Source organism: Paenibacillus sp. JNUCC-31, assembly GCF_014844075.1.
Lineage (GTDB): Bacteria > Bacillota > Bacilli > Paenibacillales > Paenibacillaceae > Paenibacillus.
Window position 1 is genome coordinate 7,201,942 of record NZ_CP062165.1, and the last position, 17,327, is coordinate 7,219,268.

General features: G+C 49.0%; 16 protein-coding genes. 15 read left to right on the forward strand and 1 reads right to left on the reverse strand.

Going from position 1 to position 17,327, the window contains the following annotated elements; translation table 11 throughout:
- Window positions 1-41: 41 nt before the first annotated feature.
- From JNUCC31_RS31530 to JNUCC31_RS31540, 3 genes are all read left to right on the forward strand, one after another.
- The gene (locus JNUCC31_RS31530) at window positions 42-1,712 is read left to right on the forward strand and encodes an ABC transporter substrate-binding protein (RefSeq protein WP_192267218.1); all 1,671 of its coding nucleotides are present in this window, start codon (window positions 42-44) and stop codon (window positions 1,710-1,712) included.
- A gap of 107 nt (window positions 1,713-1,819) precedes the next feature.
- Window positions 1,820-2,791 carry an ABC transporter permease gene (locus tag JNUCC31_RS31535; protein WP_192267219.1) on the forward strand — a complete coding sequence of 324 codons (972 nt, stop codon included), beginning with the start codon at window positions 1,820-1,822 and terminating at the stop codon, window positions 2,789-2,791.
- A gap of 15 nt (window positions 2,792-2,806) precedes the next feature.
- The gene (locus JNUCC31_RS31540; RefSeq protein WP_192267220.1) at window positions 2,807-3,727 is read left to right on the forward strand and encodes a carbohydrate ABC transporter permease; all 921 of its coding nucleotides are present in this window, start codon (window positions 2,807-2,809) and stop codon (window positions 3,725-3,727) included.
- 293 nt (window positions 3,728-4,020) lie between these two features.
- Here the strand turns inward: JNUCC31_RS31540 and JNUCC31_RS31545 are convergent, their stop codons facing one another.
- Window positions 4,021-4,920 (reverse strand): LysR family transcriptional regulator, encoded by a 900-nt coding sequence (locus JNUCC31_RS31545; RefSeq protein ID WP_192267221.1) that lies wholly within the window; start codon window positions 4,918-4,920, stop codon window positions 4,021-4,023.
- Window positions 4,921-5,078: 158 nt separating this feature from the next.
- Between JNUCC31_RS31545 and JNUCC31_RS31550 the strand changes: the two genes are divergently transcribed.
- The 12 genes from JNUCC31_RS31550 to JNUCC31_RS31605 all read left to right on the forward strand — a co-directional run bounded on the left by JNUCC31_RS31550 (window position 5,079) and on the right by JNUCC31_RS31605 (window position 17,247).
- Window positions 5,079-6,176 carry an ABC transporter substrate-binding protein gene (locus JNUCC31_RS31550; RefSeq protein ID WP_192267222.1) on the forward strand — a complete coding sequence of 366 codons (1,098 nt, stop codon included), beginning with the start codon at window positions 5,079-5,081 and terminating at the stop codon, window positions 6,174-6,176.
- 10 nt (window positions 6,177-6,186) lie between these two features.
- On the forward strand, window positions 6,187-7,971 hold the full coding sequence (locus JNUCC31_RS31555) for an ABC transporter permease (RefSeq protein ID WP_192267223.1): 1,785 nt from the start codon (window positions 6,187-6,189) through the stop codon (window positions 7,969-7,971).
- Entirely contained in the window at window positions 7,955-9,040 is a 1,086-nt protein-coding gene (locus tag JNUCC31_RS31560; protein ID WP_192267224.1) for an ABC transporter ATP-binding protein, read from the forward strand. Before JNUCC31_RS31555 ends, JNUCC31_RS31560 begins: the two co-directional genes overlap by 17 nt.
- A complete protein-coding gene (locus JNUCC31_RS31565; protein WP_192267225.1) occupies window positions 9,033-9,674 on the forward strand; it encodes a metallophosphoesterase in 642 nt (213 codons plus the stop codon). The genes JNUCC31_RS31560 and JNUCC31_RS31565 overlap by 8 nt, the downstream gene beginning before the upstream one ends.
- Window positions 9,675-10,011: 337 nt before the next feature.
- The gene (locus JNUCC31_RS31570) at window positions 10,012-10,479 is read left to right on the forward strand and encodes a hypothetical protein (protein ID WP_192267226.1); all 468 of its coding nucleotides are present in this window, start codon (window positions 10,012-10,014) and stop codon (window positions 10,477-10,479) included.
- Window positions 10,476-11,552: a CehA/McbA family metallohydrolase gene (locus JNUCC31_RS31575; RefSeq protein ID WP_192267227.1), complete on the forward strand. Its 1,077-nt coding sequence runs from the start codon at window positions 10,476-10,478 to the stop codon at window positions 11,550-11,552. Before JNUCC31_RS31570 ends, JNUCC31_RS31575 begins: the two co-directional genes overlap by 4 nt.
- The gene (locus JNUCC31_RS31580; protein WP_192267228.1) at window positions 11,549-12,301 is read left to right on the forward strand and encodes a glycerophosphodiester phosphodiesterase; all 753 of its coding nucleotides are present in this window, start codon (window positions 11,549-11,551) and stop codon (window positions 12,299-12,301) included. Before JNUCC31_RS31575 ends, JNUCC31_RS31580 begins: the two co-directional genes overlap by 4 nt.
- A gap of 8 nt (window positions 12,302-12,309) precedes the next feature.
- Window positions 12,310-13,350 (forward strand): LacI family DNA-binding transcriptional regulator, encoded by a 1,041-nt coding sequence (locus JNUCC31_RS31585; RefSeq protein WP_323374404.1) that lies wholly within the window; start codon window positions 12,310-12,312, stop codon window positions 13,348-13,350.
- Window positions 13,326-14,150, forward strand: a complete 825-nt coding sequence (locus JNUCC31_RS31590) for an ABC transporter permease (protein WP_192267230.1) — start codon at window positions 13,326-13,328, stop codon at window positions 14,148-14,150. The genes JNUCC31_RS31585 and JNUCC31_RS31590 overlap by 25 nt, the downstream gene beginning before the upstream one ends.
- Before the next feature lie 42 nt (window positions 14,151-14,192).
- Window positions 14,193-15,233 (forward strand): ABC transporter ATP-binding protein, encoded by a 1,041-nt coding sequence (locus JNUCC31_RS31595; RefSeq protein WP_062325143.1) that lies wholly within the window; start codon window positions 14,193-14,195, stop codon window positions 15,231-15,233.
- A 14-nt stretch (window positions 15,234-15,247) separates the two neighbouring features.
- Window positions 15,248-16,411: an extracellular solute-binding protein gene (locus tag JNUCC31_RS31600; protein ID WP_192267231.1), complete on the forward strand. Its 1,164-nt coding sequence runs from the start codon at window positions 15,248-15,250 to the stop codon at window positions 16,409-16,411.
- Window positions 16,408-17,247 (forward strand): ABC transporter permease, encoded by an 840-nt coding sequence (locus JNUCC31_RS31605; protein WP_192267232.1) that lies wholly within the window; start codon window positions 16,408-16,410, stop codon window positions 17,245-17,247. The genes JNUCC31_RS31600 and JNUCC31_RS31605 overlap by 4 nt, the downstream gene beginning before the upstream one ends.
- Window positions 17,248-17,327: the final 80 nt, after the last annotated feature.

Here is a 17,327-nt window from a genome sequence, read left to right on the forward strand (position 1 = left end):
GGGAAGTCAAGTCAGCCAAATCGAAAGGGGGGGACTTTCACATGTTGAAATCAAAATTTAAAACAGCAGGTTTAGCTGTACTCCTGACAGCTCTGTTAGCTGGGTGTAGCCAGAATAATTCATCCTCAGCGCCCACAAGTGATGATGAGAACAGTCCAGTCACGTTCTCATATTACATGTTCTCTTCGGGTAAGAAGGATACCCTGGCAAGTGAAACAACGATTGGTAAAGCATTGCAAGAACAGACGGGTGTGGACTGGAAGTTGGAGTATCTAGTAGGCGACAGTGCCACGAAAGCTGGTGTCATGATTGCCAGTGGAGACTATCCTGATGTCATTAGCTCCAGTGGTGAGATGTCCAAGCTACTGGATGCCGGGGCCTATATTCCGCTGGATGATCTGATTGAGGAATACGGTCCCAATATCAAAAGGGTATACGGACCATACTTCGACAAAATGAGAAATGCAGAAGATGGAAAAATCTATGCACTGCCCTACACTGCTAATCAGGGTGAGTATTCCGGTAGTCCAAATATAGGCGGAGGGGCCTTCTGGATTCAGCGCTCTGTGCTCAAGGAGTTTAACTATCCCCAGATCACTACACTGGATGAATACTTTGATCTGATCGAGAAATACAAGGAAAAGCATCCAACTGTGGATGGTGCGGAGACGATTGGATTTGTCTCACTTGCCGGTGTGGCCAATAACTTCTTCACCTTGCAAAACCCAGCGATGCATCTCGCCGGCTACCCGAACGATGGAAGTGTCATGGTGGATATGAATACCCATGAAGCAAAAGTAGTTGCCGGAACAGATGCTCAGAAAAAATGGATTCAGAAGCTGAATGAAATCAATGCTAAAGGCATGCTTGATCCTGAATCCTTTACGATGAACAAAGACCAGTATTTGGCCAAGCTGACCTCGGGTCGTGTTCTCGGGTACTTCAATTATGGCTGGCAGATTGGAGACGCGTCCAAAAACCTGCTCTCAGCAGGCATTGATGAGAAACGTTATGCAGCGCTTCCGATTGTGTTTGATGAAGGAATTAAGGATCAATATATAGATCCGCCTGGATTCGTCAACAACTACGCCACAGGCATCACGGTCAACGCCAAAGACCCTGTTCGTATCATCAAATATTTTGATAATTTGCTGAAGGAAGAGAATCAGATTCTGGTCCAATGGGGAATCAAGGACGAGACGTACAGTGTCGATGAAAAGGGAAGATTTTATTTTGCGAATGAGGATCAACGCAAAGCCCATGATGATTTGGAATTGAGCCGCAAATTCGGGTTCACTTATTTTGGCTCAGACTGGCCGCGTTATGGCGGTGAATCCACGCTTTCCGATGGTAACGCTTATAGTCCTGGCAACCAGCCGGAAGTAGCCTCTGCCTCCTACACAGAGGGGGATAAGAAGTTTCTTGAGGCTTACAACATCCAAACCTTTAGTGAATTATTCAACAAGCCGGAAGAGCGTCCATGGTTCCCGGCATGGTCCATCGCGCTCGAGCAAGGTTCACCTGAACAGATTTTCACCACCAAATCGGATGATTTGCAACGTAAATATTTGCCGGAAATGATCTTGGGAACACCATCGAATTTCGATAAGCTGTGGGATGCCTACATGGCTGAATTGAACAAATTGGACAAAGCAGGCTATGAAAAAAACATTACCCAAGTCGTTCAGGATCGTGTCGCTGGAAAGTGGTAATACGAACGCTTTAAAACAAACTGTTACATGCAGAGGGGAAGACGAACGCTCAAGAAATCATTCTTCTCCTCGCATGAATAACAGCATAGGAAAGGAGCCGGTTCACCGTGGAGAAACCTAATGTCTCCCTTAATTCGCTGCCTCCAGCCTTGAAGCCAAAGGGGAGTAAAACAAACTCGTTCTTCAAACGGCTTGTGCAGCAACGAACGCTTGCCTGGATGTGTATTCCTTTTGTCGTCTGGGCTTTTATCTTCAAGTACCTGCCGCTATGGGGATGGACGATGGCATTTCAGAACTTCAAACCGGCAAGATCCTTCTCGGATCAACAGTGGGTAGGCTGGCATCATTTTCGTATATTGTTTGAAGACAATACGTTCTACCGGGTTCTGCGAAATACGCTCGTCATGAGTTCTATTAAACTGGTATTGGGATTTGTTACAGCGATCACATTGGCTCTATTGTTGAATGAACTGAAAAATGTGATTTTTAAACGTTTTGTGCAAACGGTCAGTTATCTGCCTCACTTTATTTCGTGGGTTGTCGCTTCCAGCATCGTATTAACGGTTTTGTCACCAGACGGAATTATCAATCTGCTGCTGATGAAGCTTCACCTGATTGACAGCCCGGTGCTGTGGATGGGGAAAGGTGAATACTTCTGGGGCATTCTGGGAGCAACCGAGGTGTGGAAGGATGTTGGCTGGAACACCATTATCTATTTGGCAGCGATTACAGCCATTGATCCTGCACAATATGAGGCTGCCGAGATTGATGGAGCCAGCCGTTTCAAGCGGATGTTATATATCACACTACCTGGTTTGAAGCCGGTTATTGTTATTTTGTTAATCATGAACATGGGAAGCATCCTGGAATCCGGTTTTGAACCGCAATATCTGCTGGGCAACGGGATGAATATGGACTATTCGGAAAACTTGGATATCTTTGTACTGAAATATGGTTTGGGAATGGGGAATTTTTCCTTGGGTACCGCAGCAGGCATATTCAAAACCGTCGTCAGCTTTATCTTCCTTTTCTCCGCCAACTATATTGCGAAAAAAATGGGAGAGAGCAGATTATTCTAAGAGGAGGCCTATGCCATGCGTAAAGGAAAACCATCCCGCTTGCGGAATAGCAGTACCGGGGATCGAGCGTTCGATACCATAAATATCATCTTCATGGTGTGCCTGATGATTGTAACGATCTATCCCTTTATTAATATGATAGCCGTGTCCTTTAATAATGCTAACGATGCCATCCGGGGTGGAATATATCTGTGGCCGCGGCTATGGACGCTGGACAATTACAAATACATTTTTGGCGAATCTGATATCTATCACGCGACTCTGATTTCGGCGCTGCGTACGATCATTGGAACCGTGGTGTCCGTCTTCTGTACAGCGATGCTCGCGTATACGCTCAGTCGTCAGGAGTTTGTACTTCGCAAGTTTGTTACAATGTTTTTTGTATTCACAATGTATTTCAGCGGGGGGTTAATCCCGGGTTATCTGTTGATTCGTGACCTCGGATTAATCGGTTCCTTTTGGGTATATATCATTCCGGGTGTGATTGGTGTCTTCAATATGATCGTCATCCGGTCCTTTATTGAAGGTCTTCCTGAAGGCATTCTGGAGTCAGCCCGTATTGACGGGGCAGGGGAGTTCATGACATTTATCCGTGTTGTCCTGCCGCTGACGATTCCCGCAATGGCAACGGTGTCTCTCTTTGTAGCCGTGGGACAATGGAACTCCTGGTTCGATGTATTCCTGTACAACTCTTCCAATAAAGAACTAAGCACCCTGCAATACGAATTGATGAAGATTCTGCAAACCTCGACGACATCAGCGACTTCATCAGCAAGCGATGCTTATCAGTCTGCCGAGAGCAATGCAAGGGCGGTCACGCCAACCTCGATTCGAGCGACCATGACCATTATTGCAAGTGTTCCTATTCTGATGGTGTATCCATTCTTGCAAAGATACTTCGTACAGGGCATGACGATTGGAGGTGTGAAGGGATAGGTGATCCTGCAGGGATCAGCAAGCCGTTAGGACGTTAGCGAAATATAAAAGCCCATATTCTCTCGATTGCTTTAAAGAGAGAATTATGGGCTTTATTAATAGTAAATCGGTATATTCCTGGCCAATTGGCAAATGCCAATGGATAACAGGCCAGACAAGCCTCAGCCATTAATTGTGTGAAAGATCTATTGGAAGACGGTTATGTTGGAAATGTATTGTCTGCCAATCAAAGAATCTTTATTGATGGAATGGGTGGCGTGGGTGATAAGTCCACTGTATGAGTGTTATGTTTATTATTTTATTCGTGAGTTGAAATTCTCAATCAGCATACGCCAAAAGAGATTCAGCGAAGGTGTAAGAAGCTTGTTACGGTGACGAACAGCATATATGGTCCTTACAGGGTTCCAATCAGGAATGGAGCAGGATTTCAATTCTCCCTTGACAAGTTCTTGAAGGATTGAAGCTTGGGACACCATGCCTATGCCCATGTTAAGACGTACCATTGATTTCAATGCTTCGGAACCTGACGATTCCATCACCTCTGTAAATTGAATATCATTGTTGGCAGCCCATTGATCGATAAGCTGGCGACTAGTAGAGCCTCTTTCATGAGCAATGATGGGGAGCCCTGCTAAATCTTTCGAGGTGATATTTGTTCGAGCAGCAAGGGAATGATCTGGATGATAGATAATCACCAGATCATCTTTCATTAATGGCTCATAGATAAAATCAGTATCATCTGGCTCCGCAAGCGAAATGACTCCGACATCCAGGTCATAATGTTTAATCTTATCCAAGATTTGGGCTGCAGGCTTTACATCGATACTCAAAAAAAGTTGATGTTCCTGTCTGATTTTGGACAACAACTCAGGAAGGATATATGTAGCAGGGGTATGTGTACTTCCAATTCTCAAACGCCTGGAAGCTGTTCCCCTCTGTTCTTCAAGCGTGCGAAGCATCTCCTCGTTTAATGCAACCATTTGTGCAGCGTAATGATACAGTGATTTTCCAGCTTCAGTCAATTTGATAACATGATAGGTTTTCGTATGGAACAAAGCTACGCCGGCATCATCCTGAAGCTTGTTTAGATGGAACGTCACTGTAGGCTGCGTAATATTAAGTTTGTCCGCAACCAAATATAATTTCTGCATTTCCACAACATGTACAAACACTTTTAACTGCTGCAAGTTCATATGCAGGGCCTCCTCTTGTCCAAACATAGATAATATCTATCTTATTATATAATTCATTAATAATATTTAAAATAAGTTTAACTCTAGCATAATATGAATCTTCAAGATCCCCGTTATGATGATTAAAGGCTTTAAAAATATTATCTAGGGGGATAAACATGAATTTTAGTTGGAGAAAACGTTTGAGTGGAATCAGTCTATTGCTTGTATTGATCGTGGCAGGATGTGGCGGGGGAAACGTCACGGGCAGCAACACAACTTCGGGGGGATCCGAAACGTCAACAACATCGTCCAAAGGGGAGAATGCCAGCTCTTCCAATGAAGATACGGGGGAGACCATTTATTTATATGGTAATGATTTTGTGGATATTGTAGCTCCCGAGTTTGCCAAGCAGACTGGCTTCAAAATTGAAGCAGTCCATTATGGTGGGGGAGAGGCGCTGGCCAAGATTGAAGCGGAACAGGGCAACCCCCAATGGGACGTAGTTATGATGGATGGTCACGGTTCCATTCGAAATCTTGCAGATCGAGGATTCCTCATGACGGATTGGGTACCGGATAACATCGGAAACCTTAGCGATTATGGAGCATCGCTTATTCCTGAAGACCACGCTTATACGCCTATCACTATTCATGCTTCGGCTGTCATTGCATATAACACTAATCGTCTTACCAAAGAACAGGCACCCAAGTCATGGGATGACTTCTTCAAGTATGACGGCAATGCAGGCCAGGCTGATCCTGCGGTTGCAGCGCCTGCATATCCGCTCGTTTCTTCCCTGTTCCACCACTGGGGAATTTCCGATGCAGAGCAAAAGTATAGTCAAATGATGGATAAGGGCTTACGAGTATATCCCAAAAACGGTCCTTTAGGAAGTGCTCTGGTTTCGGGAGAAATTGATATTGCCGCCCTGCAGGAAAGCAATGCTTATGACCTCAAGCTATCCGGAGAACCAGTGGATATTATTTGGCCGGAAGAAGGGGCCCCAGGAAGCCTAAGAGTCGCTGCGATCAGTAAACATACCAAAAACCCGGCTGCGGCAAAAGCCTTTATTGAATTTATGCTCAAACCCGAAACTCAACAAATGCTGACCTCTCTGGACTCTTCCGACAGCTTCTTCACACCACTTGTGCAGGGCGTTGAACCTCGGAAAGACCGTGAGCTGAACCCAACATTCATGCTTCCACCAGCCGAATGGGCTGCGGAACACGAAGTGGAAATTAAAACATGGTTTGCAGACCAAAACGTAAAATAAGGAATTATCTATGAAAAATTCAGGTACTCGTTGGGGATTGGGCATTGCAATTCTTTTATTCATCGTCATCTTTCTCCCGTTGCTGGCTGTTCTGTTAAATGCCTTTTTGCCTGGCATATTTTTTGGAAACATACATTTTCAGGGGTTCGGATTACTTGGCGAGATTTTTCAACGTCCGTTATGGCGCCAATCATTATTAAATTCGTTATGGCTAGGCCTTGGAACTGCCCTATTAGGAACTGTGCTCGGTACTTGCCTTGCCATGATGAGAGCACGTTGGCAGTATGCAACAGGGCGTCTATTGGATGCAGGAGTATGGCTTTTACTCATTACACCCTCTTTCATGCTGGCACAAGGCTGGGTGCTTTTCGGTGGGGCCGATGGAATTGCAAGTCGTTTACTTGGCATGGAATGGTTAACATCGTTCTTGTTTCAACCCGTCGGGCTAATGGTCATTATGGCTTTGAGCAAGTTCCCCTTGGCATATCTAGCGGTGCTTGCTTCAGCAGAATGGAGTGTTAGTCATTATGGACATGCTGCTCGCATGAATGGTGCAGGTCCTTGGACGGTATGGCGTACTGTAGAGCTTCCGCTTGCGGTACCATCGATCATCGCTGGAGCTACGCTTGTATTTATTGATACAGTAGGGGATTTTGGGCTGCCGGCGGCACTGTCGACAGTGTATCGTTTTCCAACGCTAACCTATTCAATTTATTCAGCGATTTATCAATCACCGGTCCGATTTGATATGGCCGGCGTGCTTGCTTTCTATTTAGTAGTTTTATTAAGCCTGGCGATGTTCATTCTTATGATGAGTCTGCGCAAATCCAGATTTGATTTTCTGAGTGCTAAGGCAACCAAAAGCGTGAAAACAAAGCCCCAAAAAAGCTATTTAATTAATGCGATTACAATGGTTTCGATAGCAATAAGTATTGGCATTCCTTTAGGAAGCAGCTTGTGTGTGTCCATCATGAAAAGGATAGGCGAAGGCTTCACGCTTCCAAACTTAACAATGGATCATTATCTTTCACTCTTTTCGAAAGCTGCAGCAGATCATACCCAGCTCAATTTTATAGAAGGAATGGTCCATTCGCTCGCCATAGCGGCACTTGCAGCAGTTCTCAGTATTATCATCGGTTTCATAGTCGCGTACGTGCTTACGTTTACCGAATCGAAGATGAAGGGGGGACTTCAATTATTTTCTATCGTCTCTCTGGCCGTGCCGGGAATTGTTATGGGCATCGGTTATATCTTCGTCTGGAATCAGAAATGGCTTGAATACTTGCACCTGCATCTATATGGCACACCTGCCTTGCTTGTCATTGCAGTTATAGCGGGAGCTATTCCTTATGCCGTTCGCGTTCAATTGGGATCGTTCGGAACCATCTCGCCATCTGTATTAAATGCAGCAGCTGTACAAGGAGCCGGAACAGTTGATCGAATGGTACATATCGTACTGCCGTTGGTGCGCAGATCATTGCTCCTTGCGATGCTGGCTGCTTTTGGAACAAGTGTGTTCGATTTGGCTTTAGCTTCCATGTTGCAGCCAGCAAATTATGTTCTCATGCCAATCGTAATTGACCAAGCCTTTGAATTCGGTCGATACGGATACGCAACAGCAGCTACAGTTCTAAGTGGAATGACGTTACTTCTTCTCATCCTCCTGATTCAGTTTGCAGGGGAATCCATGTTTCGATGGAGTGACAATCGCCGAAGCAAGCGTACGGAGATGACCATTCCAACAGAAAACCAACGAATAACACATGGAGGTTCATCATATGAATTCGATTCTTAAACTCGAGGGAATTCACAAGTCCTTTGACAAACAGGAGGTTCTTCGCCCCTTATCTTTTGCATTGAACCATGGCGAAAGAATCTGCATTCTCGGTCCTTCGGGATGCGGAAAGTCCACTTTGCTACAACTCGTCGCCGGGTTACTGAGAGTAGATGGGGGAGTAATCGAAATGGATGGCAAATGTGTGGATAGCCTGAAGGATTTTACGCCTCCAGAGAAACGGCCGGTCAACATGGTGTTTCAGGATTACGCATTATGGCCGCATATGACAGTTCGCCAAAACATTGAATATGGCATGAAACGATCCAAAACGGAATCAGCTATGCGAAAACAAAGGCTTGATCACCTCCAAACCATGCTGCAATTGGAAGGTTTGCTGGATCGATTGCCATCCCAATGCTCAGGGGGACAGCAGCAGCGAATCGGGATGGCGCGCGCGCTTGCAACAGAACCCTCCATCCTGCTGATGGATGAGCCGTTGTCTAATCTGGATGTGAAGCTGCGCACCGAAATGCGCAGTGAGTTGGCCTCCCTTTTGTCCGATCTTGAAACAACCGTGCTTTACGTTACTCATGACATGCTTGAAGCTTTTACGCTGGCGGATCGAATCATGGTTTTGAGAGACGGAGGAATCGATCAGTTCGCTAAACCCCATCAGCTATTCAATCGCCCAGCAACCCCTTGGGTTGCCCAGCTTATGGGTTATCACAACAAACTTTTCGGAAGCTATACCATAGATAAATCGGTAGTTATGGCAGAAGGCCAGTGCATTACCGGGCAAATCATGGACCATGGAATGGGTGGTCAACGAGCAGTTGTTATGGTTCACCCACAACATATAACAGTTGGTAGCGAGCCGGAGGATGGTTCTTTTAATCAAGTTCAAGTTTGGGTAAAACAATCCATTTTTGAGGGCATTCATTGGAGGATCATTATGCAAACCAAGGATAATCAAAGTGTTCATGCTTTCAACACAGAATATATTGAACCCGGATCTGAGCGTTGGCTGCAGTTTCGTTCAGAGCAAACTATGATTTACCGAGGAGGAACAGAACCGGAAAATGGGTAGACTTCTTGCTGTGTCCGATATCCATGGATATGGACATCTTTTAAAAGAGCTTTTGAATGCTGCGGGATATCGCGCATATCGTGACCAATTGGTTTTGCTTGGGGATTATGTAAATAAAGGTCCCGACTCCTGGGGAACTCTGCAGTTGGTAGATGAACTAACCCAACAGGGAGCGATTGCATTACAAGGGAACAATGAACGTAAGTGGTTGAAATGTATGCACAATTCGGATTCAGTTAGTCCGGATAAAATTCAATTTTATCGGAACTTTCTGGATCGCCTGCCACTTTTCTTTATAAGTGAATCATACTTGTTTGTGCATGCCGGAATACGACCAGGTGTTCCTTTGGGCTTTCAGACGCCTGAAGATCTGACCGAAATTCGACAACCGTTTTTGGAAAGTCCAATGGACTCAAGGTATACTATCATTTTTGGTCATACGTCAACATTCCGGTTTCACATCCCTCCGTGGCAGATATGGTCAGGCGATGGAAAATTAGGTATTGATACTGGGGCGGGTCACGGGCACTTTCTCACCCTCGTGGATCTTACGAATCAGGTACGTTGGTATGTTTCCGTTCAGCAACCTTTAAACATTCAGTTCGATTCTTTACTTGGAAATGAGTCGGTATAACTCAACAAGGCTGACGTAGATTGAGTAGCTATTTTACATGATCTAATGAATGCGTGGCTGAGGTTACGAACGGTGCGAAAACAATAGGGGGATCAGCAAAAATCAAAAAAATATATGCGAGTGCGAAAACAATCTAGCGATAAAAGATAAGAAGGCCTGACTTCTTTTAATAGAAGTACGGTCTTTTTTGCATTTACAGAATATTAACACGATGCAGATACGCGCCTGATTTTTCACCCGTAACATAAGGAATAGATGTGGGAACGGTCCCACATTCAGCAAAAAGTGCATAACGTAAATCATCAAGATAACGCAAAAATGAAAGGTGGTGCGATCAATGAAGCTGCTGGATCTACAAGGCCATGCATCTCCGGAGGATTCCAAGACGCATATCCGCATTCCTTTTGAGTTGGACGAGGGCTGTGGGAAGCTGAACCTGCGATTACAATATGCGCCGAAGACGCTTGAGAATCGGGAGAAGGCGATACAGCTACTCAAGAATAGTTACGACCTATATATCTTGCCGGAAAATCGGGAATACGCAATGGAGAACGCCGACCGGCATCTTCCCCTGAAAAATTTGATGACACTCTCCCTGGACGACACGCGGGGATACCGCGGAGCGTGCCACCGCCAAGACGAGTTGCAGGAGCTGTTCGTATCAGAGCGAGAAGCTTCACCCGGCCTGACGGCGGGCGAGCTGGTTCCCGGATCTTGGAGCGTCACACTCAGCCTGCATTGCATCGTGACGGATACCTGTGATTACCACCTGCAAATCTGGACGACGGAGGAGGACGCGATATGAAATGGCTCGCCTGCGAACTGCATACGCATACGCTGCACAGCGACGGCAGTCAAACGCTGGAGGAGTTGGCGGCAGGAGCGGCCAATCTGGGCTTCGACGCCATCGCGCTGACCGATCACAACACGATGTCCGGCCTGATCGGCAAAGAAGAAATCGAGCGGATATACGGACTGCTAATTATTCCTGGCATGGAGTGGACGACCTTTTATGGTCATATGGTGACGATTGGCTTGAGCGCTTTTGCCGACTGGCGTCAAGTAGATCGGGATAGGATCGATGTGGGTATTGAGTCCGTGCATCGTCTCGGCGGAATCGCCGGGCTTGCCCATCCGTTCCGCATCGGCAGTCCGGCCTGTACCGGTTGCTTCTGGGAATACGAGATCGGAAATTGGTCCGCCGTCGATTATATCGAAGTCTGGTCCGGCACGTTCCCTTCCATACAGACGAACAATCGGCGGGCATTTGATCTGTGGACAGACAAGCTGAACGAAGGGTATCGGATAGCAGCCACTTCAGGCAGGGACTGGCACGCGCAGGGAGAGACGGACGAGCCAATCTCGGTTACGTATCTGGGCATTGAGGACGACGCAGTGGCAGAGAACGGGGATGAGGCAGCCCTGTCGATCCATGAAGAAACACTGATTCAGGCGCTGCGGGAAGGGCGCGCATCCGTAACGATAGGTCCTCTACTGACCTTGAAGCTGAACGCTGATGATGTAGACTATCCAATCGGCTCCACGGTTCCATCAGTAGTCGAGAGACCGGAAGTCGCAGCCCAACCGATCTTGGTGAACTTGACGCTGGACTTCTCGGTCCGCGTCGGACTATGGGCGCTGCCGAAGCAGATCTGCAGATTGAAGCTGTGCTCCAATCTGGGCGAGGAACTAAGCTTGGAAGTCCCCTCTTCATCGGACGGACAGATGATGCAGTTCGAAGTCCAACTAACGCAGTCCGCTCCTGATATTCCACGCAGGTGGATTCGCTCCGAGCTGTGGGGAACCGTACAGGGCGCTTATGTACGTGTCGCCTTTACCAACGCGATCTATTTCGAAGAAGGAGGGTACCCGCGATGAACAACTTCCCGTTGATCACGGCCCATACCGGCTGCATGGGTCATCCCGATCATTCGTTCGAGTCGCTACAGGCGGCCCTGACACTTGGCGCGGATATTTACGAAGACGATATTCAGTTGACTCGGGACGGCGTACCGGTGCTCGCACACGACGAAGATATTACTTTGGCGGACGGCCGCCGCGGCAGCCTTGCAGAAATGACGCTGAAGGAGTTAAACGGCAGCATGTCGGCACCAATTCCGACCCTTCAGGATGTGCTAGAGCAGATCCGCAAGGCCGGTAAAATCATGAATCTCGATATCAAAACGGACAGCGCTCTGGAGCCCGTATCCGTCCTGGTTGAACGGATGGGTATGGCGGAGAGGGTGTTCCTCAGTGGCTGCGAATACGGGATGGCAGTCAAAGCCGGTCGGTACGCTCCGCACATCCGCAGGTTGCTTAATGTGAACATTCAGAGCTTCGAAAGTCTGCGCTACGACGAGGCCATGCTGCAGGCATGTGCAGAAGGCCGCGAAGCCGACTGTTTCGGGCTTAACGTGCCGTATCAGGTGGTGCGGCCAGAACTAATAGAAGCCGTGCGGCGGTATGGTTTGGATCTCTACGTCTGGACGGTTAGGGAGGCAGACGACATGCGGCGACTTGCGCAGTGGGGCGTCCATTCGATAACAACCCGCGATCCGGGGAAGCTGATCGCCGTCCGGGGAGAAATGGAGTATGCAGAGGAGAATAGGGATTGGACAATAAGCTGAATCATAGTTTGCGGGAGCTGGCACAGCTCGCTGGTGTATCGAAATCGACTGCTTCCCGGGTCATCTCCGGAAACGGCTACGCGAGTCCCGAAGTTCGGGAACGCGTTCTCAAGGCGGTCGAGCAGCTTCGCTACAAGCCAAGCGCCGTCGCCCGGGCAATGGTCGCCAAGCGGACGCACAACATCGGAGTAATCGTTTTTCGTGACAGGCTGCCGATCGTGTCCCACACGCTGTATGGCAGAATCATCGACGAAATTCTGATGGCCGCTGAAGCGCTGGGCTACTCGATCTTCCTGAAAACCGACCGGGAGATGTCACTGCGCTCCACCGATTATATGCTGGAGCAGCGGGTTGATGGACTCATTCTGGTTAGCCGGCTGCAGAAAAACGTCATCGACTACGTCAAAAACTTCAATATTCCGTACCTGATGGTGAACGGATCGACGGAAGATCCGGACGTGGTGCATCTCGTGAGTAACGACGAAGCTGGCGGAGAACGGGCTGCAGAGCATCTGTACGCATGTGGACATCGCAGATTCTTTATTATCGCCGGGCCGGGAGAGCATCGGAGTCACTCACTGCGACTGGGGGGCTTTCGCAAACATCTGGCATCCCTCGGTATTTGTTCCGGCCAGGACGGTTTTACCATCGTTGAGTCATCGGAATCCAGCTTCGATTCTGGCCGAAAGCTGATGGAGGAGCATTATGCGGCATTCCGGGAGGGACGATACACCGCCCTGTTCAGCACCAATGACATGCTCGCACTGGGCGCCATGAAAGTGCTGCTGGAGCGCGGCGTCCGCATTCCGCAGGAAGTGTCTGTTATGGGTTATGACAATACCGAAGTGGCCGATATGTATCACCCGTCGCTGACTACCGTCAGCGTGGATGCATCTGGAATCGGCCGAGACGCGGTATCCATTCTGGACCGTCTGATCAGCGGCGAGGGGAGCGTGCCGCGCCTGATCGAATACGAAAGCGAAGTGATCGTTCGTCAATCGACGAATAGCAAGGAGGAAGAGACATGTTTTGGTACTGGAAACACATAGGCCTGAGAAGAATTATTGAATTTGTGCTGCTGACCGTGTTCGCTGTTTTTTTTGCGGGTCCGTTGGTCAACCTGCTTGTGCTTGCCTTTAGCGAAAAATGGAATTATCCGGACATTTTGCCCCAAGTATGGGGCTTCAAATGGTGGGAGTTCGTGCTGGCGAAGGATGATATCGTCTCGTCGATCTCGCTGTCGTTCCTCATTGCCACCCTCGTGACCCTGCTGTCCATCGTGGTCTGTATTCCAGCAGCGTACGCCTTCGCAAGACTCCAGTTTCCGCTGAAGCGGATGTTCCTGTTTTCGTTCCTGCTGACGCACGCCTTTCCGAAAATGGGCTTATACGTCTCCATCGCGGTCCTTTTCTACCGGATCGGACTAATGAATACACTGCTTGGCGTTGTACTGATCCATATGATCAACGTGTTGATGTTCATGACCTGGATTCCAACCTCCGCTTTCCGTAACGTGCATCGAGCGCAGGAGGAATCGGCGCGGGACGTCGGGGCGAGCCCGTTCAAAGTGTTCCGCAGCATCACACTGCCCATGGCGATGCCGGGCATCCTGGTCGCTTCGATCTTCACGTTCCTCAATTCACTTGACGAAGCGCAGGGGACTTTCCTGGTCGGCATTCCTGATTACAAAACGATGCCAATCGTCATGTACTCCATTATTTCCGACTTTCCGAGCAGCGCCGGGGCTGTATTCTCAATCATCCTGACGCTGCCAACCATCATCCTGCTGGTGGCAGCCCAGCGGTTGGTAAGTGCGGACGTGCTGGCGAGCGGTTTTCAAATGAAATAGAAATGTTTCGGTCTACATACCGGGGCAAAGGGAGGCAGAAGCATGCAGTTGTCTGTACGAGAGTTAGCCAAACGCTACAAAACCGGTGACGGGGTCAGCGGCATCAACATTGATATCGAAAAAGGCGAGCTGGTCACTCTTCTGGGTCCTTCGGGGTGCGGGAAAACCACCGTGCTACGGAGCATCGGCGGTTTTCTCGAACCGGACTCCGGTGACATCTTGATCGAGGGCAAGAGTGTCATTCAACTTCCACCGGAGAAACGGCCGACCTCAATGGTGTTCCAGAGTTATAATCTGTGGTCGCATATGTCGGTATACGACAATCTGGCGTTCGGCCTGAAGATTCGCAAAATGCCAAAGGCGGAGATCCGCACGGCGGTGGAGGATGCGCTCAAGCTGGTCCGGCTGTCGGGCTTCGGGAAGAAGTATCCGGCCGAGCTTTCAGGCGGACAGCAGCAGCGGGTTGCGCTGGCTCGGTCTCTGCTGCTCAACCCGGCGGTACTGCTGTTGGACGAGCCTTTCTCGGCGCTGGACGCCAAGCTGCGGCACGAAATGCGAGAGGAGCTGCGTGAGATCCAAATGAAGACCGGACTCACGATGGTCTTCGTCACGCATGATCAGGAAGAAGCACTGTCGTTATCTGATCGTATTATTGTCATGAATCACGGGCACATCGAGCAGATTGCTCAGCCGCAGAAGATTTACGATGAGCCAGCTTCATTGTATGTCGCCGGTTTTATCGGAAAAATGAATTTCCTGAAGGGGGTGGCGGAAGGGGAGAGTATACACATTGGAAATCTCCGCCTGCCGAACGAGAAGGGCTTAAGCGGCCAGGTGACGGCGGCGGTTCGCCCAGAAGACGTTCAGGTGAGTGGTACTACGATGGGTGAAGGTATTTTGGCAGGCAAGGTCAAACAGGTGATGATTCTGGGACATTACGCGGAAGTTACCGTGGAACTGCTGGAATTCGGCATCATACGTGCTTTTCTGAACAAGGAATTCGTGGAGCAGCTGCAGGTAGGAAAAGACGTCGGTATCTCGATAGCAAAAATGACCGGATTTCCGGTTGATGAATCGAACTGAGGAGGATGAATGATATGCGTTTGAAGAAGCCATTTGTATCATTGTTGACTGTTGTGGGATTGTCCATGTCACTGCTGGCCGGGTGTGGAAACGGAAGCGAGAATACAAGCAGCTCCACCGGGGGGAACGCTGCGGCATCAGGCGATCCGGTATCTTTTAACTTCTATTTTACTGGTTCGCAAAACGTCAAGGACCTATGGGATTCCCTGGAGCCGATGTTTGAGAAGCAGCATCCGGATATCGACGTGAATCTGGTCTACATCCCATCCGGTACCGGCGCTGAGCCGACCTACGACCGGATCGTGGCCGCTAAGAAGGCGGGCAAGGGCTCAGGAGGGATCGACCTGTACGAGGACGGCATCACCTCCGTCGCGCAGGGTACGAAAGATGGTATCTGGGCGCAACTGAATGAGAAGGACGTTCCGAACCTCAGCAAAGTCAACGCGGACACGATGAAGGATGTGGATAACTTCGCGATTCCGTATCGTTCGTCTGCCGTGGTTCTGGCCTATGACAGTAGCAAAATCTCTAATCCACCAACTACACTGGACGAGCTGCTGAAGTGGATCAAAGCCAACCCCGAGCAGTTCGCCTATAACGACCCGTCAACGGGCGGTTCCGGAAGCTCGTTCGTTCAGACGATCGTCTATAAAGATCTGCCGGAAGAAGACATTCATAACTCCGATCCGGCAATCATGGAGAAGTGGGATAGCGGCTTCAGCACCATCAAAGAGCTTGGACCGTATGTCTACGGAAAGGGCATCTATCCGAAGAAAAACCAGGGCACGCTTGATTTGCTGATGAACGGCGAAGTATCCTTAATTCCGGCTTGGTCGGACATGGTGCTGCAGCAACTGAACGAAGGCCTGCTGCCGGATACGATCAAGATGCAGCAGATTACGCCGGGCTTCAACGGCGGACCGACTTACCTGATGGTCAACCAGGAGTCGGACAAGAAGGAAGCGATCAACGAATTCCTGAATTTCGTCCTGTCCCCTGAAGCGCAGGAAGTCATTGTCGACAAAATGAACGGCTTCCCGGGCATTGAGCTCTCCAACATGTCTCAGGATATGCAGAATAAGTTCGACGGTGTAGCCGAAGGCTTCCGCACATTCAACATCGGGGATCTGGGCACAGAGATTAACAAACGCTGGCAGAGCGACGTTGCCGCGCAATGAGTAAGGAAACCAGACAGTCAATTACGGGTCTGGCGATGGTGCTCCCCTCCTTCGCCATCCTGTTGATCGTCGTCATTATCCCGATCATCCAATCCTTTATCATGAGCCTGAGCAACGGTTCGGGTGGATATGATCTGAGCCGCTATATGTATCTGTTCACGGATAAGGGGATGCAGAGCAATATCGTATTTACGCTTCGAGTGACCGCCATTACGTGTGTTGCGGTGATATTGGTCAGCTACACGCTGGCGATTTACATGCGCTTCAACCAGGGGCCAATAGTCAATCTGATTCGTAAAACGTACATGATCCCGCTGTTCATCCCTGGCGTCATTGCCACCTACGGCCTGATCAATCTGCTTGGCAACCACGGCTGGCTTGCCCGTATGCTTGAGGTGGCAGGAATCACGCTGCCGCGCATCATTTTTGACGAAAAAGGAATCATCATCGCGAACCTATGGTTCAACATTCCATTTACGACGATGCTGCTCAGTTCCGCATTGTCGGGCATTCCTTCGTCGATCATTGAGAGCGCAAAGGACGTGGGTGTTGGCAAACTGACACTGTTTACACGGTTTATTTTCCCGCTGTCTTACAAGACATTTCTTGTCGCCCTGACCTTTGTCTTCATGGGAGTCATTGGCTCGTTCACCGCGCCCTACCTAATCGGAGCCAACTCTCCGCAGATGCTGGGTGTTTCCATGCAGCAGGTGTTCAGCGTCTTCCAGGAGCGTGAACAAGCCGCGGCGATCGCGTTCTTCTCATTCCTTCTCTGCTCGGTACTGGGTGCTTTTTACATCCGGTCGATGGCAGAGGAGGAGAAGGCAAAGATTTAAACGGGGATGTAAACAGCACGCCAGAGTGATGAGAAGCATTTGGGAGGGTCGCGTCTTTTGGCGAATGTCTTGGACTCTCC

Coding starts and splice junctions, on each gene's coding strand:
- JNUCC31_RS31555 (WP_192267223.1), top strand. CDS start 6,187: ATGAAAAATTCAGGTACTCGTTGGGGATTGGGCATTGCAATTCTTTTA.
- JNUCC31_RS31540 (WP_192267220.1), top strand. CDS start 2,807: ATGCGTAAAGGAAAACCATCCCGCTTGCGGAATAGCAGTACCGGGGAT.
- JNUCC31_RS31565 (WP_192267225.1), top strand. CDS start 9,033: ATGGGTAGACTTCTTGCTGTGTCCGATATCCATGGATATGGACATCTT.
- JNUCC31_RS31600 (WP_192267231.1), top strand. CDS start 15,248: ATGCGTTTGAAGAAGCCATTTGTATCATTGTTGACTGTTGTGGGATTG.
- JNUCC31_RS31530 (WP_192267218.1), top strand. CDS start 42: ATGTTGAAATCAAAATTTAAAACAGCAGGTTTAGCTGTACTCCTGACA.
- JNUCC31_RS31550 (WP_192267222.1), top strand. CDS start 5,079: ATGAATTTTAGTTGGAGAAAACGTTTGAGTGGAATCAGTCTATTGCTT.
- JNUCC31_RS31580 (WP_192267228.1), top strand. CDS start 11,549: ATGAACAACTTCCCGTTGATCACGGCCCATACCGGCTGCATGGGTCAT.
- JNUCC31_RS31545 (WP_192267221.1), bottom strand. CDS start 4,920: ATGAACTTGCAGCAGTTAAAAGTGTTTGTACATGTTGTGGAAATGCAG.
- JNUCC31_RS31605 (WP_192267232.1), top strand. CDS start 16,408: ATGAGTAAGGAAACCAGACAGTCAATTACGGGTCTGGCGATGGTGCTC.
- JNUCC31_RS31595 (WP_062325143.1), top strand. CDS start 14,193: ATGCAGTTGTCTGTACGAGAGTTAGCCAAACGCTACAAAACCGGTGAC.
- JNUCC31_RS31570 (WP_192267226.1), top strand. CDS start 10,012: ATGAAGCTGCTGGATCTACAAGGCCATGCATCTCCGGAGGATTCCAAG.
- JNUCC31_RS31575 (WP_192267227.1), top strand. CDS start 10,476: ATGAAATGGCTCGCCTGCGAACTGCATACGCATACGCTGCACAGCGAC.
- JNUCC31_RS31590 (WP_192267230.1), top strand. CDS start 13,326: ATGTTTTGGTACTGGAAACACATAGGCCTGAGAAGAATTATTGAATTT.
- JNUCC31_RS31560 (WP_192267224.1), top strand. CDS start 7,955: ATGAATTCGATTCTTAAACTCGAGGGAATTCACAAGTCCTTTGACAAA.